Origin of the sequence: Streptomyces katrae (genome assembly GCF_002028425.1) — a bacterium.
Classification (GTDB): domain Bacteria; phylum Actinomycetota; class Actinomycetes; order Streptomycetales; family Streptomycetaceae; genus Streptomyces; species Streptomyces katrae_A.
Genome location: NZ_CP020042.1, coordinates 4,998,354 through 5,022,245, shown reverse-complemented (window position 1 = coordinate 5,022,245; position 23,892 = coordinate 4,998,354). Strand labels below are relative to the sequence as shown.

Here is a 23,892-nt window from a genome sequence, read left to right as displayed (position 1 = left end):
CGGGCCCGGGCCGGGGCCCGCCAGGCCCCTCCGGGTGCGGCCCCCCATGACCGCCCATACCCTGCCAAATGTGTACCCGCCGAGAGCCCGGACGTCGCGACAGCGTCCCGCGCCGCGTCACGCCCTCCGTCTCGTCGTCGTGTTGTTGGCGCTCGCCGGATGGTGGGGTGTGGCGGCGCCCGGGGCATGGGCCGAGGATCCCGTCACCCTGGAGCAGGGGCAGATCACCGACCGGGTGGGCGCCCTCGGGAACCGTCGGCCCGCCGTCGTCGCCGCGCTGGAGCGGCTGTACTCCGACCGGCGGATCCAGCTGTTCGTCACCTACGTGCACGACTTCTCCGACCGCTCCCCCCAGAGCTGGGCCGACGCCACCGCCCAGAAGAACGGCTTCGGGCAGGACGACCTCCTGCTCGCGGTGGCCACCGGCTCCCGCCAGTACGCCTATTCGGCAGACGTCGACTCCGGTTTCACCGAGGCGCAGCTCGCCGACGTCGCCCGTACCGCCATCGAGCCGGCCCTGCGGCAGAACGACTGGGCGGGCGCCGCCATCGGCGCGGCCAACGGCTACGACGCGGTGCTCGGCGGCCAGCGCGTCCCCGTGCCGGCCATCACCCCCGGCCCGGCGAACCCGGGCGGTGGCGCGGCGAAGGGGGAGAGCGGGGTCGGGGACTACGTGCTCCCGGTGGTCGCCGTCGGCGCGGCCGGGGCGCTCGGGGCGTACGCGGTGAGCCGTCGCCGCAGGCGCGGCGGGGGCGGCGGCCGTGGGACGGCGACCGCGCACCCCGGGTGGGACGGGCGGCGGGCGGAGCCGGCCCCGCTCGCGGAGGTGGACGCGCGGGCCAGGACGCTGCTGGTGGAGACCGACGACGCGATCCGCACGAGCACGGAGGAACTCGGCTTCGCCACCGCCCAGTTCGGCGAGGAGGCGGTCACCTCCTTCACCAGGGCGGTCGCCTACGCCAAGGGCGAGCTGATGCAGGCCTTCCGGCTGCGCCAGCAGCTGGACGACGCCTACCCCGAGGACGACGCCACCCGCCGCCGGATGCTGGAGGAGATCCTGGCCCGCTGCGCGGAGGCGAACCGGCGGCTGGACGCCGAGTCGGCGGCCTTCGACCGGCTGCGGGACCTGGAGAAGAACGCCCCGCAGGCCCTGGCCGCGGTGGAGGCCCGTTTCCGGGAGCTGACCGGACGGACGACGACGGCCACGGCGACCCTGACGGCCCTGGCCGGCCGGTACGCGGACTCCGCGTCGGCGCCGGTGGCCTCCCACGCCGAACAGGCGAAGGACCGGCTGCTGTTCGCGACGACCAGTCTCGGCGAGGCACGGGCGGCGCTGGACGGCGGGGACAGCGGCCGGGCGGCGGTGCACGTGCGGGCCGCCGAGGGGGCGGTGGACCAGGCGGCGACGCTGGTGGACGCGGTGGAGCGGCGTGCCCAGGAGCTGGCGGAGGCGGCGGGGAAGCTGCCGGGTGCCCTCACCGAGACGGAGACCGACCTCGCCGACGCGCGCGGCCTGCTGACCGGCACGACGGCGGGCTCCTCCACGGCGGACCTGCGGGGCCGGATCGGCCGGGCGGAGTCCGTACTGGCCGACGTGCGGCGGGAGCAGGCGGCCGGCCGGTACGACCCGATCGACGCGCTGCGCCGGGTCGAGGAGGCCGACGCGGCGCTGGACGAGGCCCTGGCGGGTGCGCGGGAGCAGGAGTCGGGGCGGCGGCGGGCGGCGGCCCTGCTGGACCAGGCCCAGTGGTCGGCCCGCAGTGCGGTCGGCGCGGCGACGGACTACGTCACCACGAGCCGGGGCGCCGTGGGCAGCGAGGCCCGCACCCGGCTGGCGGAGGCGCAGCGGCACTTGGAGCGGTCGGTGTCCCTGGCGGACGGGGACCCGGCGGGCGCGCTGGCGGAGGCTCAGCGGGCGGACTCCCTGGCGCGGGAGGCGCAGCAGCTGGCGGAGCAGGACGTACGGGAGTACCGGAACCCGTACGCCGGGCAGCGGGCGGGCGGCGGCCGGGGCGGGGCGGTCCTCGGCGGGATCATCCTCGGCGAACTCCTGCGCGGCGGCGGCCGGGGCGGCTTCGGCGGAGGCGGAGGCGGAGGCGGCGGCTTCGGTGGCGGAGGCTTCGGGAGCGGCGGCGGCGGTGGCGGCAGCGGCCCGGGCTCCTTCGGCGGCCAGGGCACCCGGGGCCGCATGGGCGGCGGCGGCCGCTTCTGAACGGCGCACCACCCACCCCGTGACCAGCGACCCCCTGGAGGGACCCCCCGTGAGCAAGCAGACCATCCTCGGCCGTGTCACCCAGCTCGCGAAGGCCGACATCAACGCCCTGCTGGACCAGGCGGAGGATCCGCAGAAGATGCTCGACCAGCTGATCCGCGACTACGCGAACAACATCTCGGAGGCCGAGCAGGCGGTGGCCACCACCATCGGCAACCTGCGGATGCTGGAGGCCGACCACAAGGAGGACGTGGACGCGGCCGCCGAGTGGGGCACGAAGGCGCTCGCGGCGAGCCGGAAGGCGGACGGGCTGCGGGCGTCGGGGGCGACGGCGGAGGCGGACCGGTTCGACAACCTGGCGAAGGTGGCCCTGGGGCGGCAGATGCAGTCGGAGAGGGAGGCGGGGGTGTCCGCGCCGGTGATCGCCGCCCAGACGGAGGTCGTCGACAAGCTCAGGGCGGGGCTGGACTCGATGAAGGACAAGCTGACGCAGCTCCAGGCCAAGCGGGACGAGCTGGTGGCGCGGGCGCGGACGGCGCAGGCGCAGAACGCGATGCTGGACGCCGTGAAGGACGTCGACGTGCTGGATCCGACGAGCGACCTGCACCGCTTCGAGGAGAAGGTGCGGCGCGAGGAGGCCATGGCCCTGGGCCGGCAGGAGCTGGCGGCGTCCTCGCTGGACGCTCAGTTCGAGTCGCTGGAGGAGTTGGGCAGGGCCTCGGAGATCGAGGCCCGCCTGGCCGCCCTCAAAGCCCGGGCGGCGTAGCCGCGGCGGCCGCCCTCGGCACAGACGCAGCGGCCCCCCTCACCCGTACATGCTCAGCAGCTGCTCCGCCGAGAGTTCGGCGCCCGTCTCGTCCGGGGCGGCGCCCGGCATGGGGAGCGGGAGCTCGAACCAGACCGTCTTGCCCCGGTGGGTGCGCCGGGTGCCCCAGCCCGCCGAGAGCAGGCCGACCAGTTGCAGGCCGCGGCCGCCCTCGTCGGTGTCCCGGGCGCGGCGGCGGCGGGGCTGGGCCAGGTTGGCGTCCCAGACCTCGCACACCAGGGTCCGGTCGAGCAGCAGCCGGAGCCGGATCTCGCCCTCCCCGTACCGCAGGGCGTTGGTGACGAGCTCGCTGACCAGCAGTTCCGTGGTGTCGAGGAGTCCCTCCAGGCCCCAGGCGGGCAGTTTGGTGCGGGCCAGTTCGCGGGCGCGGCCGACCGAGCGGGCCTCGCGGGGGAGCTGCCAGTCGCCGACGGCTTCCACGGGCAGTCCCTGGACGCGGGCCATCAGCAGGGCGATGTCGTCCTCGCCGTGGCGGGTGTGCAGGGTGTTCAGGACGTGGTCGCAGACCTCCTCCAGCGGGCGGCCCGGGTCCGCGACGGCTCCGCGCAGTCCGCGCAGCCCCTCCTCCAGGGGGTGGTCGCGGGATTCGACGAGCCCGTCGGTGTAGAGGGCGAGCAGGGCGCCCTCGGGGAGTTCCACCTCGACCTCCTCGAAGGGTTCGCCGCCGACGCCGAGCGGCATGCCGGTGGGGATCTCCAGCAGCAGGCCGGGGCGGGGGGCGGCGCCGTCCTCGGCGGGTTCGACCAGGACGGGCGGCATGTGGCCGGCGTTGGCGATGGTGCAGCGCCGGGTCACCGGGTCGTAGACGGCGTAGACGCAGGTGGCGAGGTAGACCTCGGAGCGGTCGGCGTCGCGGGAGTGCAGGGCGGAGCGGGAGGCCTGCTGGGCGCCGCCGGGTGCGCCGAGGCCGCGGGCTACCTCGTCGAGGGCGGTGAGGACCTCGGCGGGTTCGAGGTCGAGCAGGGCGAGGGTGCGTACGGCGGTCCGCAGTTCGCCCATGGCGACGGCGGCGCGCAGCCCGCGGCCCATGACGTCGCCGACGACCAGGGCGGTGCGGTGCCCGGGCAGTTCGATGACGTCGAACCAGTCGCCGCCGACCTCGGTGGCGGCGTTGCCGGGCAGGTAGCGGCAGGCGATGTCCAGGCCGGCCGCTTCGGGGTCGCCGGGGGGCAGGAGGCTGCGCTGGAGGATCAGGGCGCGTTCGTGTTCGCGCCGGTAGAGGCGGGCGTTGTCGATGCAGACGGCGGCGCGGGCGGCGAGTTCGACGGCGACGGCCCGGTCCCGTTCGCCGAAGGGTTCGCTGCCCTTGGTGCGGGAGAACTGGGCGAGGCCGACGACGGTGTCGTGGGCGACCATCGGCACGATGAGGGTGGACTGGACGCGGTCGTCGGATCCGCCTCCGTCGATGAGCCGGGTCCGTGCGGTGCGCAGGGCGACGGCGCCGGGGGAGGCGGCCGGGTAGCGGTGGGTCTCCCCCACGGCGGCGGGGGCGCCGGGCCCCGAGAGCGGGGCGTCGGACACGGCGGAGGCGAAGGCGACGCGCCGGAGCGGGGCGGAGGGGGCGCGGCGGGCGCCCTGCCCGGGCAGGGAGGGCACGCCGGGGCCCTGCGGGCGGGCGGGGCGGTCGTCGTCGCCGGTCAGGAGGCCTTCGTAGAGGTCGACGGCGGCGACGTCGCAGAAGCCGGGGACGGTGACGTCGAGGAGTTCGCGGGCGGTGGTCTCCAGGTCGAGGGAGTTGCCGATGCGGTGCCCGGCCTCGTTGAGGAGGGCGAGGTTGCGGCGGACGCCGGCGGCTTCGCGGGCGGCGAGGTGGCGCCGGGTGACGTCGGTGCCGAGGCCGGCGACGCCGATGGGGCGGCCGGTGCCGTCGTGGACGCGGTAGAGGTTGATGGACCAGTGGCGGTTTTCGCGGCTGCCGGGGGTGGCTCCGGTGATCCGCAGGTCGGTGACGGATTCGCCGGTCTCCAGGACGCGGCGCAGCGCAACGGTCATGCGGTCGGCCTCGTGCGGGGGCAGGTAGTCGTGCACGGTGCGGCCGCGGTGTTCCTCGGCGGCTCCGCCGAACACGGTGGCGAAGCGGCGGTTGGCGCGCTGCACGGTGAGGTCGGTGCCGAAGAGCAGGAACCCGAAGGGAGATTGGCCGAATATGGCCTGCGATGCGGCGAGGTCGGATTCGATGCGTCGCAGTGCGCGTACGTCGACCACGACGCAGAGCGCGGCCCGCTCGCCGGTCTCGGTCTGGGTGGGCATCACGTAGATCTCGGCCACGCCGTGCGCGCCGGTGCCGCCGGGGATGCGGAAGGGGACCAGGCCGGTCCATTCCTTGCCGTCGAGGATCTCCGCGACCTTGCGGTGCCCGCCGTCGCGCAGTTCGGGGGGCATGAAGGCCTCGACCGGATCGCGGCCCACGGTCTGGGCTGCGGGAAGTCCGAACAGTTCCTCGGCGCGCAGGCTCCACTGGTCGACCAGCCCGTCCGGGCCGATCGAGAACGACGCGACCTTTATGTAGTCATATATCGAGCCAGGCGGACTGCTGTGCCACATGGAGTCGTGCCACGACTCCCCGGGCACTCGGGTCTGATGTGCCTGCGCAGGTATCTCGCTCACGCGACCGTCCCCTCCAGCTCACCGCAACCGGACCGGCCATGACCGAAGTATTCAGCACCACGGCCCCGTACGGCACGGCGTTCACGATCACAAAAGGGTCCCGTTGTTTTCCGGCCACGTCTGGCGGTCATCCCTGACGCGCTCCCGGAGACCCCTGCCGCCCTTCTCCTTGTTACTCACCAGGAAGAGCCAACTCGAACCACACGGTTTTCCCCGACTTCCCGTGCCGGGTGCCCCAGCGGCGCGCGGAGACGGCGACGAGGTGGAGTCCGCGGCCGCCCTCGTCGTCGGCGTCGGCGACCCGTTCGCGGGGCGGATCCGGAAGCGGATCGGAGACTTCCACGAGGAGGGCCGGGCCGCCCGTGAGGCCCGGGGCGGCGGGATTGCGCCGCTCCAGGCGGACTCCGATGGGACCCGAGGCGTAGCGCAGGGAGTTGGTGACCAGCTCACTGACCAGCAGGACGGTCACATCGCCGACGGCGTCCAGGCCCCAGGAGCGCAGCGCGCCGCGCACGGCGTGGCGGGCGGTGCGGACGGCACCGGGCTCGGCGGGGAAGGCCCACTCGGCACATTCACCGTCTGTGTCGATCACGCCGATCACTTCCCGGGCCACCAGCGACCCCAGTCAGGTTCGTCGGGGACGAATGGGGGACGAGATAGGGACTAATAGCGACATACCCGATATTCGGGGCGCCGTACCACCCGATCCCCACCCACCGGCGCACTGTGGCGCAGACGGCCTAGAACGGGATCCTCACGCGCCCCGGTGCGCCCCGGCCGCTCCCTGGCCGGCGAGCCTGCGGCCCGCTTCGGCGACGAAGGGCCGGTCCTGGTCGAGCCAGTCGACGGAGTCCAGCTCGTGCGGGGCGAGCCAGCGCAGCTCGTCGTGGTCCTCCAGCGGGGCCGGCTCGCCGGACAGCAGCCGGGCGGTCCACACGTGCAGGACGAGTCCGGGCTTCAGCGGCCACTCGCCCGGGATCCGCTCCAGCGCCTCGGTCTCGACGCCGAGCTCCTCGCGCAGCTCGCGCACCAGCGCCTCGGGCACGGTCTCGCCCGGCTCGGCCTTCCCGCCGGGGAGCTCCCAGCGGCCGGCGAGCTCCGGGGGTGCGCTGCGGCGGGCAGCCAGCAGGCGCCCGTCACGACAAAGGGCTCCGCCCACGACCACGCGTACAGTCATGGACGGAGCCTATGCCAGGCCCTGAGCGGGCCTTCAATTCCTCGTGGCGGCCGGGCTGCTGTCCGCCTGCCCGATCCGCTCGACCCAGTAGAGCTGCCTGTGCCCCCGGTCCTCGAAGCCGTCGACGACCTTCTGGGCCTCGGCCCGGGTGGCGTACCGGCCCACCCGGTAGCGGTTGCCGTTGTCGTCCTGACGTATGACCAGCCATGGAAGCAGGGCACCGCTGTCGTTCATCGCGCTCCACCCTCCGCCGATGTTCCTGCCCAGGAAACCGCATTGCGCATATGCCCGAGCTTACGCCCGACCTTCACTGAGCGGATACGGTTTTTCACGAAGAGGTACCTGGGGGCGTACGCATCCGGCCAGGCGTGCCAAAGCGCCGCCGGGGCTCGCGCAACGAGCCCCGGCGGCGCCGGAAAAGGCGTGGTCAGCGCACGGGCAGGTGATAGGAGAGCCGGTAGCGGTCGGCCGGGACGACCACATCGGCCGTCTCCACGGCCCGTCCCGACGCGTAGTACGTCCGCGTCACCACCAGCACCACGTGTCCCGGCACGCCGCCGAGCGTCATGTTCTCCTCGGCCAGCCCCGGCCGCGCGCCGACCTCCTCGACCACGTTGTCCACGACCACGTCGATCGCCGCCATCCGGTCGACCACCCCTGAGCCCCCCAGCGGGCCCTCCTCCGGCAGCATCACCGGGGTCCGTCCCGTCACGGACAGCGGCTCCCACGAGGTGGACAGCATCATGGCCTCGCCCGCGTCACGGAAGACGTACCGGGTGCGCATCACCCGGTCCCCCGGTTCGATGCCCAGCCGCGTCGCGATGTCGGCCGGCGCCGCGGTCTGCTCGCTGCTGGACTCCCACGTGCCGTTCGCCCCGGAGTCGGCCTGCTCCTGCCGGAACGGGGTCGACGCCCCGCCCGTGCGGTAGCCGGAGCGCGCCACCCGGCGCGGTACGGGCTGCTCGCGCACGTAGGTGCCCGACCCGGAACGCCCCTCGACCAGTCCCTCCGCCATGAGGACCTTGCGCGCCTCCAGCGCGACCGTGTCGGACACCCCGTACTCCTCGCGGATCCGGGCCTGGGAAGGGAGCCGGGTGTGCGGGGGCAGGGAGCCTTCGACGATCTTCCGCCGCAGATCCCCGGCGACACGAAGGTAGGCCGGCTGCTCACCGAAAGTCACGGGCCACTCCCATCAGGTTGACAGACAGCTACACCCTGGCAACCGACTGTTGAGCTGTGCAAGTGCGGGCCAGAGTTTCACCCGATGTGATGAAGCCTGGTCACTCAAACCCGTAACCGCGAGTTACCTCCAAGGCCCTCCGCCGCCCTCAGGCCGCGTCGGACGAAGGACCCCGCCCCGAGCCTCCCCGACTGCCCTGCAGCCACTCCGGAACCCGCGTCGACAATCCGTACGCGCCCCGCAGCGCCTTCTCCGTACCGGTGGTCAGCGCGCCCTCCGCCGCGTCCCACGCCGGCCGGAAGTCGGCCGGCCTGACCGCCCGCGCCGCCCGCTGCCACTGCGCGCGCGCCGCCGCCAGCTCCTTCAGCCGGACCCCCGCCTCCGGGTGCGCGGCGGCCGCGTCCCGCAGCACCAGCTCCTCCGCACCCAGCGCCGCGTCCACCTTCCCGGCCCACGTCCGGTACTCCGGCAGCGCCTCGTCGAGCTCCCGCTCGGGGGCGCTGCCCAGCGCACCGTCCGCCGCGTTGAGGGCGGTCAGGAGGGTGACCTGTTCGGGGGTCAGCATCCCCGCGTCGTTGCGCAGGCTGCCCTTGTGGTCCTGCCCCGCCGTGCCGATCACGCAGATCAGCCGGCGGTCGCCCGCGCGCCAGGCCTCGCGCGTGGGGGCGAAGTAGTACATCTCCGCGTACTCGGGCAGCGCCCAGGTGTCCATGGCGTAGGCGTCCTGCGCCTTCCAGCACGCCTCCGTGGCGCTGTCCTTGAGCTTCGAGGCGCCGGGGAAGGGGCCCGGGCCGAGCGTCGTCGCGGCCGTGACCTCGGCGTCGTGGACCCGCGCGCAGTCGGTGCGGTAGGTGAAGGGCGTCTCGTCCAGGAGGTCCCCGCCGGGAACGTTGAAGCAGTCGCCCGCCCGCAGCCGGCCCGTGTCGGTCAGCTGGCCCTCCACCTGCTCCGGAGCCGGCCGCGACGAGCCCAGGCGCTCCAGGAAGGGCCGGGTGTAGCTCGTCAGCCCGTACAGCATGACCGCCGTCGTCACCAGGGAGACCACCAGGCCGAAGACCGCCAGCGCCCTGCCCCGCTCGTGCCTGCGCCGGATCTGCGCCAGCGCCACCAGGCCGAAGACCACCCCGAGCGGCGGGAAGCACAGCAGCCCGACCAGCAGGGAGGCGAGGGCGAAGCCGTTGAGCGCGGGCGGCCCGGGCGGCGGCCCCCACCCCGGCTGCGGCGGCGGGGGCGGCCAGGAGGGGCCGGGGCCGGCGGGGCGGGGCGGTTGCGGGGGCGGGGTGCTCACCGGGTGGGGTGCTCCATCACGGGGGCTCGGAACGGCTGCGCGCGGACGGCCTCGCGCGAACGGATGCCCGAAATAGTACGCAGCGGGGGCGACCGGTCATCCGGTCGCCCCCGCCTTCAGCGCATGGTGCCCGCGGGCCCAACCCGAGCCGGTCGCGGGGCTCTTGGCCGCGGACCGGCCGTAACCCGGGCCGGAGCGGCCGCGGTTACGGTCAGAACTGCAGCGCCCAGGAGTCGATCTTGCCGGTGTCGGCGGCCGCGTTGTCGCTCACGCGCAGCTTCCAGACCCCGTTGGCGACCTCGGAGGAGGCGTTGACCGTGACCGTCTTGACGATGTCGTCCGCGCTGCCGCCCGTACGGTTGTGCAGGTTGTAGAGGGTGCCGTCGGGGGCGACCAGGTCGACCTTCAGGTCGCCGATGTAGGTGTGCTTGATGTCCACCGACACGCCCAGCGTCGCCGGGGCGTTGCCGGAGACCCCGCTGACGGTGATCGGGGACTCGACCGTCGCGTTGTCGTTGACGGCGTAGTCGGCGGTGTTCTCGAAGCGCGGGCCGCTGGGCGGGGTGGTGCCGGCGCCCACGTTCAGCAGCCGGTTGGGCGAGCCGGTGCCGGGGCCCGTCACCACGTTCGGGGTGGCCGCCGCGACCAGGCCGTCGCGGACCTGCGCCGGAGTGGCCGAGGGGTTCTGGGAGAGGTAGAGGGCGGCCGCGCCCACGACGTGCGGGGTGGCCATCGACGTGCCGGAGATGGTGTTCGTCGCGGTGTCGCCCGTGCCCCACGAGGAGGTGATGGAGGAGCCCGGCGCGAAGATGTCCAGGATGGAGCCGTAGTTGGAGTAGCTCGCCTTCGCGTCGGTGTTGGTGGTCGCACCCACGGTGATGGCCTCGGCCACGCGCGCCGGGGACTTGGTGGAGGCGTCGGTGGACTCGTTGCCGGCCGCGACGCCGTAGGTGATGCCGGAGGCGATGGAGTTGCGCACGGCGGTGTCGAGCGCGGAGTCGGCGCCGCCGCCGAGCGACATGTTGGCCACGGCGGGCTTGACGGCGTTGCGGGTCACCCAGTCGATGCCCGCGACCACCTGGGCGGTGGTGCCGGATCCGTTGTTGTCGAGGACGCGGACGCCGACGATCTTCGCCTTCTTGGCGACGCCGTAGCTGTTGCCCGCGACGGTGCCGGCGACATGGGTGCCGTGGCCGTGGCCGTCCTGGGCGGTGTTGTCGTTGTCGATGGCGTCGTAGCCGTAGGAGGCGCGGCCGCCCAGGTCCTGGTGGGTGATGCGGACGCCCGTGTCGATGATGTACGCGGTGACGCCCTCGCCGGCCTTGTCGGGGTAGGTGTAGCTCTGGTCGAGGGGGAGGGCGCGCTGGTCGATCCGGTCCAGGCCCCAGGACGGCGGGCTGGGCTGGGTGGCGTCGACGGTGAAGGTGCGGTTCTGCACGACGGAGGCGACGGCCGGGTCGGCCGCGAGCTTCTTCGCCTGCGCCTCGGAGACCTCCACGGAGTAGCCGTTGAGGGCGGCGCTGTAGGTCCGGTCGATCCTCGCGCCGTACCGCTTGGCGACGGCCCTGCCACTGTCGGCGGTGGAGCGGGCGGCGGAGTCCTTCAGCGTGACGATGTAGCTGCCGGGGACGGCCCCGGCGACGCCCGCGTTCTCGATGACGCCCTGCGCGCCCCCGCCGGCCGCGGAGGCGGCGGAGGCGGGTAACGCGGCGGCGGCGCCGAGCGCGAGGGCCACGGCGGTCGCGATGCCGGCGGTCTTCCGGCGGGTGTGACGCATCACGGACATGTGAGGGGTCCTCCTCATTGGCGGTGCGCTGCGTGGGGTGCGGGCCGGCGGCAGCGGGCGTTCGGAAGCATCGATTCCGGGGATGTCGGCACGGGTATCGTCATGCACATGACAATCCCCTGCCCCCAACGGGCCGCTGTCCCGAAAAGGTTGACCCACCCGTGCGTCATCCCACAAGGGCCCCACGGATGCGTAACATCCGTGCCATACGACAGCCATGAACGAGCAAAGGTGCTCCGCACATGACGCACGCACTTCCTGACTACGTCTGCTCGGAGGACGGGACGCGCGCGGATGTCCGGACCGCGCCGTGGTGCTGTCCGGTCTGCGGCGGCCCGTGGGACCTCGACTTCACACCCGATCCGGCCATTCCCCTGGAGCCGGCGGCCGGCCCGCACTCGCTGTGGCGGTTCGCGCCGGCGCTGCCGCTGCCGGGGGCGTTCGCGGTCACCCTCTCCGAGGGGCACACCCCGATGCTCCCGCTCGGGGACCGGATTCACGCCAAACTCGACTACCTGATGCCGACGCTCTCCTTCAAGGACCGGGGCGCGGTGATGCTGGCGGAGCTGGCCCGGCGGCTGGGCCCCGAGCGGGTGGTCGCCGACAGCAGCGGGAACGCCGGGACCTCGGTCGCGGCGTACTGCGCGCGGGCCGGGCTGAGGTGTGAAGTTTTCGTGCCCGAGGGCACCTCGGAGAAGAAGACCGCCCAGATGCGCGCGCACGGGGCGGCGGTACGGATCGTGCCGGGCGGCCGCGAGGCCGCGGCCAAGGCCGCCCGGGCGGTGGCGGACGAACCGGGGGTCTTCTACGCGAGCCACGTCTTCAACCCGTACTTCCTGCACGGCACGAAGACGTACGTGTACGAGGTCTGGGAGGCCCTGGGCGGCCGGCTCCCCGAAGTGCTGGTCGTCCCCGTCGGCAACGGCACGCTGCTGCTGGGCGCGGCCCTGGCGGTGGCGGAGCTGGGCCGGCGGGGCGTACGGGCGCCGGCGCTGGTCGGGGTGCAGGCGGAGGCGGTGTCGCCGCTGGCGGCGGCCTTCGCGGCGGGGGCGGAGGAGGCGGAGCCGGTGGAGCAGCGGCCGACGCTCGCCGAGGGCATCGCGATCCCGGCGCCGCCGCGGGCCCGCCAGATCCTGGCGGCGGTCCGGACGTCGGGCGGCACGATCCTGACCGTCCCGGACGCGCGGGTGCGCGAGGCGCAGCGCGACCTGGCCGGGCGGGGGCTGTTCGTCGAGCCGACGGCCGCCGCCTGCTGGGCGGCGGTGGGGCCGGGCGCCCCCGGCGACCCCCTCCAGGGGCGCACGACGGTCCTCCCCCTGTGCGGAGCCGGCGCCAAGTCCGGCCTGGCCCCCTGACTGCCGCGCCGGTGCTTCTCGCCGCAGCGGCCGGGACCGCCGCGTGGTGCTTCTCGCCGCCGCGGCCGGGACCGCCGCGGGTCGCGCCGTCCACGTCGGAAAATCGCCAGCCCGCCCGGCGCCGGTCTGCTGGACTGGCGCCATGACGACCACACGTGAAAAGGCCACCGCCTTCGCCGCCCTCCACACCCCCACCGCCCCCCTCCCCCTCGCCAACGCCTGGGACGTGGCCAGCGCCCGGATCGTCGAGGCCGCCGGGGCCCCGGCCGTGGCGACGACCAGTGCCGGGGTCGCCTGGTCGCTCGGGGCGCCCGACGGGGACGCGCTCGCGCGGGACCGGGCCCTGGACCTGGTCGCGCGGGTCGCCTCCGCCGTCCGCGTCCCCGTCACCGCCGACATCGAGGGCGGCTTCGCCGCCGACGCCGCCGGGGTCGGGGAGACCGTCGCCGGCGTGCTCGCCGCCGGCGCGGCCGGCGTGAACATCGAGGACGGCACCCGCGCCCCCGCCGAGCACGCGGAGCGCCTGGCCGCCGCCCGTGCGGCCGCCGACGCCGCCGGGATCCCGCTGTACATCAACGCCCGCGTGGACACGTACCTCTTCGGCCTCGGCGAGAGCGCGACCCGCCTCGACGAGACCCTGGAGCGCGCCTCCGCCTACCTGGCCGCCGGCGCCACCGGCATCTTCGTGCCCGGTGTCACCGACCCCGCCGTCATCGCGGAGCTCGCCCGCGGCATCGACGCCCCGCTCAACGTCCTCGTCGGGCCCGGCGCCCCCTCCGTCGGCGAACTCGGCGCCCTCGGCGTGGCCCGCGTCAGCCTCGGCTCCTGGGTGGCGGAGGCCGCGTATGCCGTCGCCCGCCGGGCCGCCGAGGAGCTGCTCGCCGGCGGAACCTACGGCTCCCTCGGCGGCTCCCTCCCGTACGGCGAGCTGAACGCCCTGCTCAAGGGCTGAGATACCGAGAAGCGTGCATGCGCCACCGTCCGTAGGATCCGGCCATGAGCACCTCGATACCGGCGGAGCCGGCGACGGCGGAACCGGACACTCCCCACCGCGGGACCGGCGGGGCCGTCTGGACGGCCCTCTCCCTCGTGTACGTCGTCTGGGGCTCGACCTACCTCGGCATCCGGATCGTCGTGCAGACCATGCCGCCGTTCCTGTCCGCCGGTGCCCGCTTCCTGTCCGCCGGCCTGGTCCTGGCCGGGATCGTCGCCTGGCGGTACGGGCCTTCCGCGCTGCGCGTCACCCGCGCGCAGCTCGGGTCGACGCTGGTGGTCGGCCTGCTGCTGGTGCTCGGCGGCAACGGCCTGGTCGTCCTGGCCGAGACCTCCGTGCCCTCGGGGCTGGCCGCGCTGCTGGTGGCGGCGGTGCCGATGTGGGTGGTGGTGCTGCGGGCGGTCACCGGGGACCGGCCGCCCGCGCGCACCCTGGCCGGGGTGCTCGTGGGGCTCTCGGGCATGGCGGTCCTGACCAGCCCGGGGCTCAGCGGGGAGGTCCGGCTGTCGGGGGTGCTGCTGGTCGTGGCCGGGTCGGTCACCTGGGCGCTGGGGTCCTTCTCCGCCGGGCGGCTGCCGCTGCCGGGGAACCCGTTCACGGGCAGCGTCTACCAGATGCTGTGGGGCGGGGCCGCCCAGGTGGCGGTCGGGCTGCTGCGCGGCGAGCAGCGCGGTCTGGATCCCGGCTCGTTCTCCACCGCCTCCTGGCTGGCGCTGGGCTACCTGGTGCTGATCGGTTCGGTCGTCGGGTTCACCGCGTACGCGTGGCTGCTCCAGGCGGCGCCGCTGTCGCTGGTGGCCACGTACGCGTACGTCAATCCGGTGGTGGCCGTGGCGCTGGGCGCGCTGATCCTGGACGAGCCGCTGACCCTGCCGATCGTGCTGGGCGGTGCGATCGTGGTGGCGGCGGTGGGCGTGATCGTCAGCACCGAGCGCCGCAAGTAGCCTCCGGTCCCCGGGGCCGGCTCAGCCCCGGGCCGCCGCTTCGTAGAGGGCCTTGGCCCTCTCGTCGTACAGCGCGGCCGTGGAGTCCACGTCGGTGTCCCCGCCGCTGAGCACCCCGATGAGCCGTCCGGGCTGGCCGGTGCCGCCGCGGTCGGCGATCCAGGGGCTGCCGCTGGTGCCGGTCCAGAAGCCGGCGCAGCTGATGTACAGCATGTCGGGGTCGTCCGCGTCGTGCCGGGTCTGGGTGGTGCAGGAGACGGGCTTGTTCTGCGGGTTGTGGTCGGACTCGGGGTAGCCGACGACCGTGACCTCGCGCTCGTACCCGGAGGTCCAGTCCGGCTTGGGCGCCTCGCCCTGGCCGACCCGCTGCTGAAGGCTGCGCCCGTTCCCGTCCGGCTCGACGGTGAGGAAGGCGAAGTCGGCGGTCTCGTCGCCCCATTTCGTCCAGCGCTCGTCCACGTGGATCGAGCGGACCTTCCACACCCCGAGGGGCTGGGTGCCCGGGCCCTCGCCGGAGAAGGCCGGCGCGAAGGAGAGTTCGCCGATGGCCAGCCCGTCGTGCGCGGCCTCGCCGGGCCGGCCGTCCTCGCCGGCCGGGGCCACGCAGTGCGCGGCGGTCGCGACGACGTTGCCCTTGGGGCTGTCGACCACGCTCGCCGTGCACCAGTGCTCCCCGTTCGCCATGAGCACGCCGACGGTGGGGAAGGGGTGCACCGGCTGTTCGCCGGACGCCCCGAGGAGCACGGCGGCGGCCACCGCCACGATCCCCGCGGCGGCGGCCGTCGCCGCCGCCCCCTTCACCACCGGGCTCATCGCACGCCGGGGTCGGGTGTGGGTGCCTGCATCACCTTGCTGATCCACTCCAGGGAGCCCTCCCTCATACCGCGTACATACGATTTTCCGTTGTGCTCCCCATCCTGGATCACCTGGAGCCGGGTGTGCACGGGGCCCTTCCCGTACTCCCTCATGAATGCCTCGGTCTGCTCCCGGCCGCTCTCCTTGGTGCCGATCTGGAAGCTGATGTAGACGTCCGGGCCGCCCTCCCTGATCAGCAGCTCGGCGAGCTTCTCGGGGTTGTTCTCGTCCATCGCCTGCCGGTTCCCCTTCCACAGCGGGGAGTCCGGGACGAAGTCGACGCCGCTCGCGATGGCCGCCTTGAAGCGGTCGGGGTACTTCAGGACGTGCTTGAACGCGCCGAAGCCGCCCGAGGAGGAGCCCATGAAGGCCCAGCCGTCGCGGGAGGTGAAGGTCCGGAAATTGGCCCGCGTGAAATCCGGGACGTCATCGGCCATCCAGGTGCCCATCTTGGGCTGGCCGGGGATGTCGGAGCCGTCGTAGTGGTGCTTGGTGTCGGCGTTGATCACCGGCATGACCAGGATGAACGGGAGGCTGGTGCCCTTCTTGACCCCGTCGATCACGGCCTGCTGGAGGCCCAGCCCGGGCCCGGTGCCCCAGTAGTTCTTGGGGTAGCCGCGGCCGCCGGGCAGGGAGATCAGGACGGGGAAGCCGCTCTTGGCGTACCTGGGGTCGTCGTACTCCTTCGGGACCCACACCCACACGTCACCCGTGAAGCCGGACTTCTTGCCGGTCAGGGTGGTCATCGCGATCTGCGTGCCGTCCGGGAGCCGGCTGGTGCGGACGAACGCGGACTTGGGGCCGGTGGGCATCAGCACCCCCGGGCGGATGTCCTCGGCGGCCGCCGACTCCTGGATCTTCCCGAAGGAGACGGGGTCCCCCATGTCCGAGAAGAGGCCGAACCCGTACGCCGCCCCGCCGCCGGCGGCGAGGGCGAGGGCGAGGCCGCCGCCGATGAGGATCTTGCGCCCGCGCGGGCCGCGTGCGGGGCGACGGCCGCCGTCGGTGGCGGGGGCGCCGTCGGTGGCGGGCCCGCCGGTGGTGGGGCCGCCGTCGCCGCCGTCTTGCTGGTCATACTGCACGGATGTGTCCCGTTCCTTCTCCGGCGCCCTGGTTGGGCGCGGGTCGGACCGATTGGTCCCCCTTTTCGCTTCTACAGAGGTGTCAACGACCGTAGGGGTTGCCTGGGACCGGGGCGACGTGGCGAGGGCCACGTGGCGGACGCCTGTGCGGCCGGTGCGGGGCTGGGCCGGGCTGAGCCGGGCCGGGGCCGGGCCGGGCCGGACTCCGCCCGGCCCGGTTCAGCCGGCTTCGGGCTTCGGGCCCTTCAGCACCTTGCTGATCCACTCCAGCGAGCCCTCCTTCATGCCGCGCACGTAGTGCCAGCCGTTGTGCTCGCCGTTCTGGATGTCGCGGATGGTCGTCTTGACGGGGCCCTTGCCGTACTGCTGGACGAATTTCGTCATCCGGTCCTTGCCGGACTCCTTGGTGCCGATCTGGAAGTTGATGTACACGTCCGGGCCGCCGGCCTTGATCAGCTTGTCGGCGAGCTTCTCGGGGTTGTTCGCGTCCATCTCCGCCTGGTGGCCCTTCCACAGCGGCGAGTCCGGGACGATCTCGCCGCCGCTGGCGATCACGGCCTTGAAGCGGTCCGGGTACTGGAGGACCGTCTTCATGCCGACGAAGGCGCCGGAGGAGGAGCCCATGAAGGCCCAGCCGTCGCGGGACTTGTAGGTGCGGAAGTTGGCGCGGACGAAGTCGGGGACGTCCTCGGCGATCCAGGTGCCCATCTTGGGCTGGCCGGGTATGTCGGCGCCGTCGTAGTAGTACTTGTTGTCCGGGTTGAGCACCGGCATGATCACGACGAAGGGCAGGCTGGTCCCGGCCTGGACCCCCTCGCTGATCGCCGTCTGGAGGCCGAGGCTGCGGTCGGACCAGTAGTTGGCCGGGAAGCCGTTGCCGCCGGGGAGGGCGATGAGGACCGGGAAGGCGCTCTTGGCGTACCTGGGGTCGTCGTACTCCTTGGGGGCCCAGACCCAGACGTCCCCCTCGAAGCCGGACTTGGCCCCGGCCAGGCGCGTCTTGGCGATGACCGTGCCGTCGTCGAGCTTGGTCGTCTGCTTGAACTCCGACCTGGGGCCGGCGGGGAGCTGGACGTCCGGGTCACCGGTGGGCGTCGGCGAGGCGGACGGGCTCGCGCTCTTCTTCGCGGAGCCGTCGGCGGTTTTGCCCGGGGTGGCGGGCGCGTGGTCCTTGCCGAAGCTGACGGCCTGGCCGTTGCCGTCGAACCACTCGTTCTTGTAGGCCGCGAAGCCCCCGCCGCCGAGGAGCAGCGCCCCGGCGACGCCCGCGCCGATCCACACCGCGCGCCGCGACTTCCCGCGGCCCCCGGCCCGTTCGGGCTCGTGGCCGGAAGACTGCTGAGGGTACTGATGCACGAACTTCGCTCCGAACGGTCTCGGCCACCCCGGGGCGGGACGGCACGCGGACATCCCCTTGGTTAGTCCTGATGAGCGAATTCTGCGGATCGTTCCAAATTTCCGCAAAAACTTGTCCGGCGCCTCGGGTTCGAAGGAGTCGAACCGTTCACTTCAGGGCGTCGAGCGCCTCCGCGCACCGCCCCAGCAGGGCGATGAGCTGCTCGCGCTCCTCCGCGGTGAAGGCGCCCGCGAGCGCCGTCTCCACGCGCACGGCGCCCGCGTCGGCGAGCTCCATCGCGGCGCGCCCCTCGGCGGTGAGCCGGGTCTCCAGCACGTTGCGGTGCCACTCGTGCGGGGTGCGCTCGACGAGCCCGCGCTCGTGGAGGTTCTTCAGCACGGTGTTCATCGTCGGCGCGGTGACCCCGCAGAGCCGGGCCAGGGCCGCGGCGGAGATGCCCGGCTTCTCGGCGAGCCAGAGCAGGGCCGCGTACTGCGGAACCGTTACGGCAGCCGGCTTGCAGGCAGTGGTCTTCGCCGCGAGCAGCGCCTGCTCGGCGCGCTTGACGTGCGAGCCGATGCGCTCCTCGGGGGGCATGGAGGTCATGGCGCCATCCTATGACCCTTGCCAAGCATTAGAACCCTAACTACTCTTCGAACCCACCTACTCAGAAGGATGCACCCATGCGCAAGCTGTCATACGCCCTGCCCGTCGCCGCCCTCCTGACCCTGACCGCGGCGCTCACCACGGCCGCCGCCCCCGGCCCCGCCCGCGTCTCGACGGCTTTCACGCTGCCCGGCGCGAAGGTCTACCCCGAGGGCATAGCCTCCGACGCCCGCACCGGCACGGTGTACGTCGGCTCGTACGCGGACGGCACCGTCTACCGCGCCCGCCCCGGCGCCCGGACGGCCGAGGTGTTCCTGCCCTCCGGCACCGACGGCCGGCACACCGCCAACGGCCTGCGCGTCGACCCCCGGGGCCGCCTGTGGGTCACCGACTCCACGGCCGGCGTCGCGGTGTACGACACGGCGACCGGCGCCCGCCTGGCCCACTTCGAGGCCGACCCGGCCGTCCCGCACTTCATCAACGACCTGACCATCACCCCGGACGGCACCGCCTACCTGACGGACAGCGTGCGCGCGGTGATCTACCGGGTCACCCCCGCCCAGCTGCGGGCCGGCTCGGGCGCCCTGACGGTGGGCTACGACCTGAGCCACCAGGTCACCCCGCCCCCGCCCGGCAAGTTCACCCTCAACGGCATCACCTCCGACGCGGCGGGCCGCTACCTCCTCGCGGTCGACATGACCGCCGGGGAGCTCCACCGCGTCGACCTCGCCACCGGCGCCCTCAGCCGGGTCACCCTCACGGGCGGCGACCTCAAGGCCGCCGACGGCCTCGACCTCTCCCCCACCGGCACCCTCCGGGCGGCCCACAACATCACCAACACCCTGAGCCGCTGGCAGCTCACCCCGGACGGCACCCACGCCCGCCTGCTCCACACCCTCACGGACCCGGCCCTCCAGATCCCCACCACCCTGGCCCAGACCCCGACCCGCACCCTGGTGGTCCGCTCCCAGTTCGACAAGGGCGGCCCGATGACCCCTTCGACGGGCACCCCGACGACGTTCTCGATCGCCTCGGTCCGGGGCCTGTAGGCCATAGGCCGCCGGCTGGGCGTCGCCGGCTGCGCGTCGGCGGCTACCGCGTCGGCTACGCGCTCGGCCTAGACGGGCGGCAGCAGATCGCTCTCGCTGAGGGTGTACGCCAGCGGGGGGTAGACGAAGTCCGTTTCCTGGTTCTCGCGACGCCGGAGCCGGTAGAACTCGCTCCTCTGCTCCTCGTCCGCCAGCACGAGGCGCGCACCGCCCGGGAGGTGTGCGTGGCCCTCCCCGTACCGGACGAGGGTCTTCGACGTCCGGAAGGTCACGCCCAGCCACCGGTTGTCCTCCGCCGGGGCCGGCGCGTCCAGCACGATCTTGTGCCTGAGCCGCCGGTTCGATGCGACGGAGAACACGACCACGCTGTTGTGGGCGAGCGGGACCTCGAACCTCTCGCCCCCGGGCGCATCCTTCGATTCGAAGACGAGCTTCCTCGGCGGACCCGCCTGCGGATACCGGTAGCAGGAGAAGAGGGCGATGCACGACCCGTCGGCCAGGTCGAGGGCCTGGTCGGAATGGCTACCCATGGTCCTATAGGCGTTCGAATAGCTCTCGACGAGGGCGTTGTTGAAGCCGGCCGACACCCCCGCGCACTCCTGCACCTGCCGCGCCAGCCGTTCGTGCACCGCCCGGAACCGCTGGGCCGGGCTGCCGTACCGGGTGGTGGTGCGCACGAGGGGCACGCCTCCCGCCCCGTCGACCCGGGTCAGCACGGCGCCCTGCCGGCCCTTCCCCACGTCCTCCCAGCGGGTCGCCCCGGAAAGCTCCTCGAACAACTCCCCCTCGACCGGCAGGGCGTAGCAGCCGATCACGTCCGCGAGGCTAGATCCGCGGGGCAACGTAGTCTCCCGTGTTCATGCTGAAGAGGAATTCGCTGCCGTAATCGATGACGGACGAGGTCCGGTTCTCCTCGGCGTACAGCCCGCGCAGCCGGTCCATGCCCTCCGGCGTGGGCGGTCCCAGCTCCACCAGGCCCCCGTCCCTCTTGAGGAACGTGCGGCCGTCCTTGTGGACCGCCTCGGCGCTCGAACAGCGCACCACGTATCCCAGGCGCGTCGGCAGCGACTCGGCGTCCAGCGCCGCGGGCCGGATCTCGTGCGTGTACAGGCGGTTGGTGGACAGCGGCATGAAGAACACGGAGCCGGGGTGGAGCGTCACGCCGAACCGCGCGGGGTGCCCGGCCCCGGCCGCCTCCTCGTCGGCCGTCTCCTTGAGCCGGAAGCGGAGCCTGGTCAGCCCGCTGACGCCCTTCACCCCGTGGTCGAAGGCGTCTTCCGCCAGGGGCTGGAGCTTCTCCAGCCCGTCGTAGAAGGTGCAGAAGGCCATGACGCCGTTGACCGGCATGTCCTTCGTCTTGTCGGCGTGGGCCGAGATCCTGGCCTTGGACTGCTTGCGCTCGGCCGTGGCCAGGGTGTTGTGGTAGATCTGGGCGAGGACGTGGTTCAGCGGCGCCGCATCCCGGAAGACGGCGGCGGCCTCGCGGTTCAGGTCGTCGACGATGGCCGTGTCGGTCGGGCCGAACCCCTCGGTCGGCCCCGACAGGTTCGTGGAGCACCGGAGCAGACGGAAGTGCAGTTCGTCGCCGTTCCGCGTGACGGGCGTCAGATAGATCCCGCTGCGATGGGCCGTTCCCGGCTTGGTGGACTCCGTCAGGGACTGGAACTCGTGCTCCGCACGGATCCGCCGGAAGTGATCGGCGTCGGGGTCGAAGAACCGGCGGTAGTACACGCCGACGCCGTGCACCTGCAGCGGCACCCGCCCGACACCGACGGCGGTCCACGGCATGCCGCCACCCTCGCGGTAGCCGTGCGACAGCTCCCGGACGACGAACACCCGGGCCGCGCCGCGCAGTTGGCGGGCACTGATCCCGGAGACGTCGCCACACAGGTAGACGGTCTTGCCCCCGAGGCCTACCGACCCGGAAGCCAGCCCCTCCGGAGTGACCGCGACCCCGAGAAAATCCCCGAGCAGGCCCCCATCGCCCCACAACCCCGAAGGCGCGACCAGAACGTTGCCCCCACCCTCGATCCGGGCTTCCGTCAGCTCTGTTGCGTCCATGGACGGAGGTTAAGCGACGACGGAGGCGCCGGACCGGGGGACCTTCCAGGTCACGGGAAAGCGGCCCTGGCGAGGCCGGTCATGGCGCGGCACGTCACCGAAATCCCCCGGACCGGGATCGCCGACTCTCCAGCGGGAGCCCGTCACACCGAGCTGGCGGGAGATGACGACTGCGGTTTTACGAGTCTCCTGTGGACTCGCTGCGGACTGATCGGGGGTGCCGAGGCCCGAGAAATCCATGGCGCACCGGCTGGACCCGCAGCGAGACTGCGCATGTGAGCGACCGCAACCCCTGTCCCTGCTGCGGGCACCGCGTGCTCGACGCCGTGCCCGGCTCCTACGAGACTGCCCCGTCTGCTTCTGGGAGGACGACGGGGTCCAGTTCCGGTGGCCGGCCATGGACGGCGGAGCGAACAAGGCCTCTCTCGTCGGGGCCCAGCTCAACTACCAGGACTTCGGCACCTGCGACGAGCACCGCCGGCTCCGGGACCACTCCGCGTCATGACCACCCACATCAAGACACTCGTCCAGCAGCTCGACGGTAAAGCCGAAGAGTCCTACGACGCCCGCGCAGAGCTGATCTGGATCGGCGCCGACGCCATACCGGCCATCATCGACGGGCTGCCTTCCCTCGGCGGCTTCGGCCAGCTGACCGCCATCGAGGTCTTCGAGGAAGTGGGCGATCCCCGCTGCGGCCCAGCCCTCATCGACCTGCTGGAAAGCCGCAACCCGACCGTGCGCGAATGGGCGGCCGTGGCCCTGGCGAGCCTGGAGATCGACGGCGCCATCGAGCCCCTGCGCCGCGCCTACCGCGCCTGCCTGGAACGGGCGACCCCACCGGACTGGACCGAGTCTGCCGGCATCCGCTGGGCGCTGACCGAACTCGACGCCCGTAGCCCTGTCGTCCCGCCGCTCACCGCGCGACTACGAGCCACCGCTGCGGACAACGCCCCCGGCTGGCCCGCGGCCCGCTTCACCGAGATCGTCAACGACCTGGCCGACCACGCCCAGGTGATCCTCTACTCCCAGTTCTGGCGGGTGGACGCCGGCCGCACGTACGGCATCTCCGGCACCGCACTGGACTGGGAACTCGACTGGACCGCGCCCTGGGAGCACCTCGTCGAAGCGTCCCGCACGTGGTCGCTGCTGGAGGCCTCCGAAATCAGTAGTGATACCGGGCGGCGAGGATGACGATCTCCTTGTCCGTCACCAGATAGACGAGGCGGTGCTCTTCGTCGATCCGTCGCGACCAGGCCCCAGGCAGGTGATACTTCAGCGGCTCCGGCTTGCCGATGCCCGTGAAGGGGTCACGCCTGACATCTTCGATCAGCTTGTTGATCCGGGCGAGCATCTTGCGGTCGTTCTTGAGCCAGGTGTAGTCCCCCCAGCCCAGATCCTCGAAGACAAGCCTCACGCGGCACCCGCACCTGCGTCCGGTGACTCGGGATCGATCAGCTCACGCTCCGACACGTGGATGTGCGACAGGGCGTTCTCGTACGCCTTGAGCAGCCGCCGGGCGTTCGCTGGCGAGCGCAGCAGGTAGGAGCCCTCGCGCAGCGCCGCGTAGTCCTCGGCCGAGACAAGCACCGCGTTGCCGTGCCTGGAGACAATCTCGATGGCTTCATGGTTCTCGTTGACCTTTTTGATCAACGGAAACAGTTCCTTGCGGGCTTCACTCGCGGTTATGGACATGACTTCATCCCTCCCATCAAGTGGTACTCAATAACGTACCACTCTCTTGGTGTCATCCGAGGGGGGAAACGACCGATGGTCACTCAGCCGATCCAGCACCCATCCAGCACGGTGCGAGTTCATCCAGCGCGAGCGACGGACCGCCATGGACTCCGGCCATTGTGTACACATGGGACACTCGGTACGTTTGAGCGCATGACGCAGCCACTGCCCGTAGAGTCCATCCGCGACGTGCGCGCGCACTTGGCGGAGGTCGTGGAGCGCGCGGACCGCGACGACGTACCCACGGTGATCACGCGCCGGGGCAAGGAAGTCGCCGCCGTGGTCTCCATCGAGGTGCTGCGCAAGTACCAGGAGTGGGAAGAGCGCGAGATCAACCGGATCATCGACGAGCGCATGGCCACCCCCACACCCGGCATCCCGATCGAGGACATCATGAGGGAGACGCTGGCGCGCGGTGAGTGAGTACCGAACCGTCCTCCGACCCGAGGCTCAGGCCGAGCTCCGGAAGATCCCTCGCCACATGGCACTTCGCATCCTGGCCAAGCTGACCGAGCTGGAGACCGACCCCCTCGGCCTCAACACCACCGCACTCGCGTCCCAGCCCGAGCGACGCCGTCTGCGCGTCGGCGACTACCGCGTCGTCTACACGATCGACAACGGGGAGCTGGTGCTCTGGGTCGTTCATGTGGGACACCGGTCCACCGCGTATGGGACCTGATCGCCGCTGACCCACCGTCAGGATATCCAGCACCCATCCAGCACGGTGACGACGAAGGGGGCTGACTCGATAGAGTCCGCCCCCTCCTGACCTGCATGTTTGCCACGTCAGCGACGTGGTG

Annotated in this window: 25 protein-coding genes; 10 read left to right on the top strand and 15 right to left on the bottom strand. The window is 72.6% G+C overall.

All coding sequences use genetic code 11. From position 1 onward, the window contains the following. Positions 1-46 precede the first annotated feature (46 nt). Together B4U46_RS23090 and B4U46_RS23085 are read left to right on the top strand one after the other, a co-directional pair. Positions 47-2,212 carry a TPM domain-containing protein gene (locus B4U46_RS23090; protein ID WP_079429606.1) on the top strand — a complete coding sequence of 722 codons (2,166 nt, stop codon included), beginning with the start codon at positions 47-49 and terminating at the stop codon, positions 2,210-2,212. Between the two features lie 49 nt (positions 2,213-2,261). Beyond that, on the top strand, positions 2,262-2,978 hold the full coding sequence (locus B4U46_RS23085) for a PspA/IM30 family protein (protein WP_079431933.1): 717 nt from the start codon (positions 2,262-2,264) through the stop codon (positions 2,976-2,978). A 39-nt stretch (positions 2,979-3,017) separates the two neighbouring features. Here the strand turns inward: B4U46_RS23085 and B4U46_RS23080 are convergent, their stop codons facing one another. The 7 genes from B4U46_RS23080 to B4U46_RS23050 form a co-directional block, all read right to left on the bottom strand. Continuing rightward, positions 3,018-5,582: a SpoIIE family protein phosphatase gene (locus tag B4U46_RS23080; RefSeq protein ID WP_079429605.1), complete on the bottom strand. Its 2,565-nt coding sequence runs from the start codon at positions 5,580-5,582 to the stop codon at positions 3,018-3,020. A 235-nt stretch (positions 5,583-5,817) separates the two neighbouring features. Further along, positions 5,818-6,246 carry an ATP-binding protein gene (locus tag B4U46_RS23075; protein WP_079429604.1) on the bottom strand — a complete coding sequence of 143 codons (429 nt, stop codon included), beginning with the start codon at positions 6,244-6,246 and terminating at the stop codon, positions 5,818-5,820. 153 nt (positions 6,247-6,399) lie between these two features. Further along, entirely contained in the window at positions 6,400-6,822 is a 423-nt protein-coding gene (locus B4U46_RS23070; RefSeq protein ID WP_079429603.1) for a (deoxy)nucleoside triphosphate pyrophosphohydrolase, read from the bottom strand. Between the two features lie 33 nt (positions 6,823-6,855). After that, positions 6,856-7,056, bottom strand: coding sequence for a hypothetical protein (locus B4U46_RS23065; protein WP_079429602.1), 201 nt, complete (start codon positions 7,054-7,056; stop codon positions 6,856-6,858). Positions 7,057-7,249: 193 nt separating this feature from the next. Further along, complete coding sequence (locus tag B4U46_RS23060; protein WP_079429601.1) at positions 7,250-8,002, bottom strand: GntR family transcriptional regulator; 753 nt, start codon at positions 8,000-8,002, stop codon at positions 7,250-7,252. Positions 8,003-8,150: 148 nt separating this feature from the next. Then, positions 8,151-9,290, bottom strand: a complete 1,140-nt coding sequence (locus B4U46_RS23055; protein WP_079429600.1) for a DUF4190 domain-containing protein — start codon at positions 9,288-9,290, stop codon at positions 8,151-8,153. A gap of 211 nt (positions 9,291-9,501) precedes the next feature. Continuing rightward, a complete protein-coding gene (locus B4U46_RS23050) occupies positions 9,502-11,076 on the bottom strand; it encodes a S8 family peptidase (RefSeq protein ID WP_079429599.1) in 1,575 nt (524 codons plus the stop codon). Between the two features lie 242 nt (positions 11,077-11,318). Here B4U46_RS23050 and B4U46_RS23045 point away from each other — a divergent pair, with 242 nt between their 5' ends. The 3 genes from B4U46_RS23045 to B4U46_RS23035 all read left to right on the top strand — a co-directional run bounded on the left by B4U46_RS23045 (position 11,319) and on the right by B4U46_RS23035 (position 14,369). Then, positions 11,319-12,431, top strand: a complete 1,113-nt coding sequence (locus B4U46_RS23045) for a pyridoxal-phosphate dependent enzyme (protein WP_079429598.1) — start codon at positions 11,319-11,321, stop codon at positions 12,429-12,431. Between the two features lie 142 nt (positions 12,432-12,573). Then, entirely contained in the window at positions 12,574-13,383 is an 810-nt protein-coding gene (locus B4U46_RS23040; RefSeq protein ID WP_079429597.1) for an isocitrate lyase/PEP mutase family protein, read from the top strand. 44 nt (positions 13,384-13,427) lie between these two features. Next, positions 13,428-14,369, top strand: coding sequence for an EamA family transporter (locus tag B4U46_RS23035; RefSeq protein ID WP_079429596.1), 942 nt, complete (start codon positions 13,428-13,430; stop codon positions 14,367-14,369). A gap of 21 nt (positions 14,370-14,390) precedes the next feature. Here B4U46_RS23035 and B4U46_RS23030 read toward each other — a convergent pair whose 3' ends face one another. From B4U46_RS23030 to B4U46_RS23015, 4 genes are all read right to left on the bottom strand, one after another. Then, positions 14,391-15,182: a trypsin-like serine peptidase gene (locus B4U46_RS23030; RefSeq protein WP_079429595.1), complete on the bottom strand. Its 792-nt coding sequence runs from the start codon at positions 15,180-15,182 to the stop codon at positions 14,391-14,393. Continuing rightward, positions 15,179-16,306, bottom strand: a complete 1,128-nt coding sequence (locus B4U46_RS23025) for an alpha/beta hydrolase (protein ID WP_079429594.1) — start codon at positions 16,304-16,306, stop codon at positions 15,179-15,181. The genes B4U46_RS23030 and B4U46_RS23025 overlap by 4 nt, the downstream gene beginning before the upstream one ends. Positions 16,307-16,525: 219 nt before the next feature. Next, positions 16,526-17,662: an alpha/beta hydrolase gene (locus tag B4U46_RS23020; RefSeq protein WP_079429593.1), complete on the bottom strand. Its 1,137-nt coding sequence runs from the start codon at positions 17,660-17,662 to the stop codon at positions 16,526-16,528. Positions 17,663-17,810: 148 nt separating this feature from the next. Further along, positions 17,811-18,248, bottom strand: a complete 438-nt coding sequence (locus B4U46_RS23015) for a MarR family winged helix-turn-helix transcriptional regulator (protein WP_079429592.1) — start codon at positions 18,246-18,248, stop codon at positions 17,811-17,813. A gap of 77 nt (positions 18,249-18,325) precedes the next feature. Between B4U46_RS23015 and B4U46_RS23010 the strand changes: the two genes are divergently transcribed. Beyond that, positions 18,326-19,297, top strand: coding sequence for an SMP-30/gluconolactonase/LRE family protein (locus B4U46_RS23010; protein WP_079429591.1), 972 nt, complete (start codon positions 18,326-18,328; stop codon positions 19,295-19,297). Positions 19,298-19,365: 68 nt separating this feature from the next. Here the strand turns inward: B4U46_RS23010 and B4U46_RS23005 are convergent, their stop codons facing one another. Beyond that, complete coding sequence (locus B4U46_RS23005) at positions 19,366-20,112, bottom strand: alpha-ketoglutarate-dependent dioxygenase AlkB (protein WP_420543165.1); 747 nt, start codon at positions 20,110-20,112, stop codon at positions 19,366-19,368. 10 nt (positions 20,113-20,122) lie between these two features. Next, the gene (locus B4U46_RS23000; protein WP_079429589.1) at positions 20,123-21,358 is read right to left on the bottom strand and encodes a hypothetical protein; all 1,236 of its coding nucleotides are present in this window, start codon (positions 21,356-21,358) and stop codon (positions 20,123-20,125) included. Between the two features lie 397 nt (positions 21,359-21,755). Here B4U46_RS23000 and B4U46_RS39240 point away from each other — a divergent pair, with 397 nt between their 5' ends. Both B4U46_RS39240 and B4U46_RS22990 read left to right on the top strand, forming a co-directional pair. Further along, positions 21,756-21,863, top strand: a complete 108-nt coding sequence (locus B4U46_RS39240) for a CPCC family cysteine-rich protein (RefSeq protein WP_237293080.1) — start codon at positions 21,756-21,758, stop codon at positions 21,861-21,863. Next, a complete protein-coding gene (locus B4U46_RS22990; protein WP_079429588.1) occupies positions 21,860-22,549 on the top strand; it encodes a HEAT repeat domain-containing protein in 690 nt (229 codons plus the stop codon). The genes B4U46_RS39240 and B4U46_RS22990 overlap by 4 nt, the downstream gene beginning before the upstream one ends. On the opposite strand, the gene B4U46_RS22985 is transcribed toward B4U46_RS22990, so the two are convergent. Next, complete coding sequence (locus tag B4U46_RS22985) at positions 22,521-22,772, bottom strand: Txe/YoeB family addiction module toxin (RefSeq protein WP_079429587.1); 252 nt, start codon at positions 22,770-22,772, stop codon at positions 22,521-22,523. The two genes, B4U46_RS22990 and B4U46_RS22985, sit on opposite strands and share 29 nt — an antisense overlap. After that, the gene (locus B4U46_RS22980; RefSeq protein WP_079429586.1) at positions 22,769-23,050 is read right to left on the bottom strand and encodes a type II toxin-antitoxin system Phd/YefM family antitoxin; all 282 of its coding nucleotides are present in this window, start codon (positions 23,048-23,050) and stop codon (positions 22,769-22,771) included. The genes B4U46_RS22985 and B4U46_RS22980 overlap by 4 nt, the downstream gene beginning before the upstream one ends. Before the next feature lie 195 nt (positions 23,051-23,245). Between B4U46_RS22980 and B4U46_RS22975 the strand changes: the two genes are divergently transcribed. Beyond that, on the top strand, positions 23,246-23,515 hold the full coding sequence (locus B4U46_RS22975; protein ID WP_079429585.1) for a type II toxin-antitoxin system Phd/YefM family antitoxin: 270 nt from the start codon (positions 23,246-23,248) through the stop codon (positions 23,513-23,515). After that, positions 23,508-23,771, top strand: coding sequence for a type II toxin-antitoxin system RelE family toxin (locus tag B4U46_RS22970; RefSeq protein WP_079429584.1), 264 nt, complete (start codon positions 23,508-23,510; stop codon positions 23,769-23,771). Before B4U46_RS22975 ends, B4U46_RS22970 begins: the two co-directional genes overlap by 8 nt. Positions 23,772-23,892 lie beyond the last annotated feature (121 nt).

Coding starts and splice junctions, on each gene's coding strand:
- B4U46_RS23015 (WP_079429592.1), bottom strand. CDS start 18,248: ATGACCTCCATGCCCCCCGAGGAGCGCATCGGCTCGCACGTCAAGCGC.
- B4U46_RS22980 (WP_079429586.1), bottom strand. CDS start 23,050: ATGTCCATAACCGCGAGTGAAGCCCGCAAGGAACTGTTTCCGTTGATC.
- B4U46_RS23065 (WP_079429602.1), bottom strand. CDS start 7,056: ATGAACGACAGCGGTGCCCTGCTTCCATGGCTGGTCATACGTCAGGAC.
- B4U46_RS23010 (WP_079429591.1), top strand. CDS start 18,326: ATGCGCAAGCTGTCATACGCCCTGCCCGTCGCCGCCCTCCTGACCCTG.
- B4U46_RS23090 (WP_079429606.1), top strand. CDS start 47: ATGACCGCCCATACCCTGCCAAATGTGTACCCGCCGAGAGCCCGGACG.
- B4U46_RS22990 (WP_079429588.1), top strand. CDS start 21,860: ATGACCACCCACATCAAGACACTCGTCCAGCAGCTCGACGGTAAAGCC.
- B4U46_RS23050 (WP_079429599.1), bottom strand. CDS start 11,076: ATGTCCGTGATGCGTCACACCCGCCGGAAGACCGCCGGCATCGCGACC.
- B4U46_RS23030 (WP_079429595.1), bottom strand. CDS start 15,182: ATGAGCCCGGTGGTGAAGGGGGCGGCGGCGACGGCCGCCGCCGCGGGG.
- B4U46_RS23045 (WP_079429598.1), top strand. CDS start 11,319: ATGACGCACGCACTTCCTGACTACGTCTGCTCGGAGGACGGGACGCGC.
- B4U46_RS23080 (WP_079429605.1), bottom strand. CDS start 5,582: ATGTGGCACAGCAGTCCGCCTGGCTCGATATATGACTACATAAAGGTC.
- B4U46_RS39240 (WP_237293080.1), top strand. CDS start 21,756: ATGGACGGCGGAGCGAACAAGGCCTCTCTCGTCGGGGCCCAGCTCAAC.
- B4U46_RS23040 (WP_079429597.1), top strand. CDS start 12,574: ATGACGACCACACGTGAAAAGGCCACCGCCTTCGCCGCCCTCCACACC.
- B4U46_RS23035 (WP_079429596.1), top strand. CDS start 13,428: ATGAGCACCTCGATACCGGCGGAGCCGGCGACGGCGGAACCGGACACT.
- B4U46_RS22975 (WP_079429585.1), top strand. CDS start 23,246: ATGACGCAGCCACTGCCCGTAGAGTCCATCCGCGACGTGCGCGCGCAC.
- B4U46_RS23000 (WP_079429589.1), bottom strand. CDS start 21,358: ATGGACGCAACAGAGCTGACGGAAGCCCGGATCGAGGGTGGGGGCAAC.
- B4U46_RS23070 (WP_079429603.1), bottom strand. CDS start 6,822: ATGACTGTACGCGTGGTCGTGGGCGGAGCCCTTTGTCGTGACGGGCGC.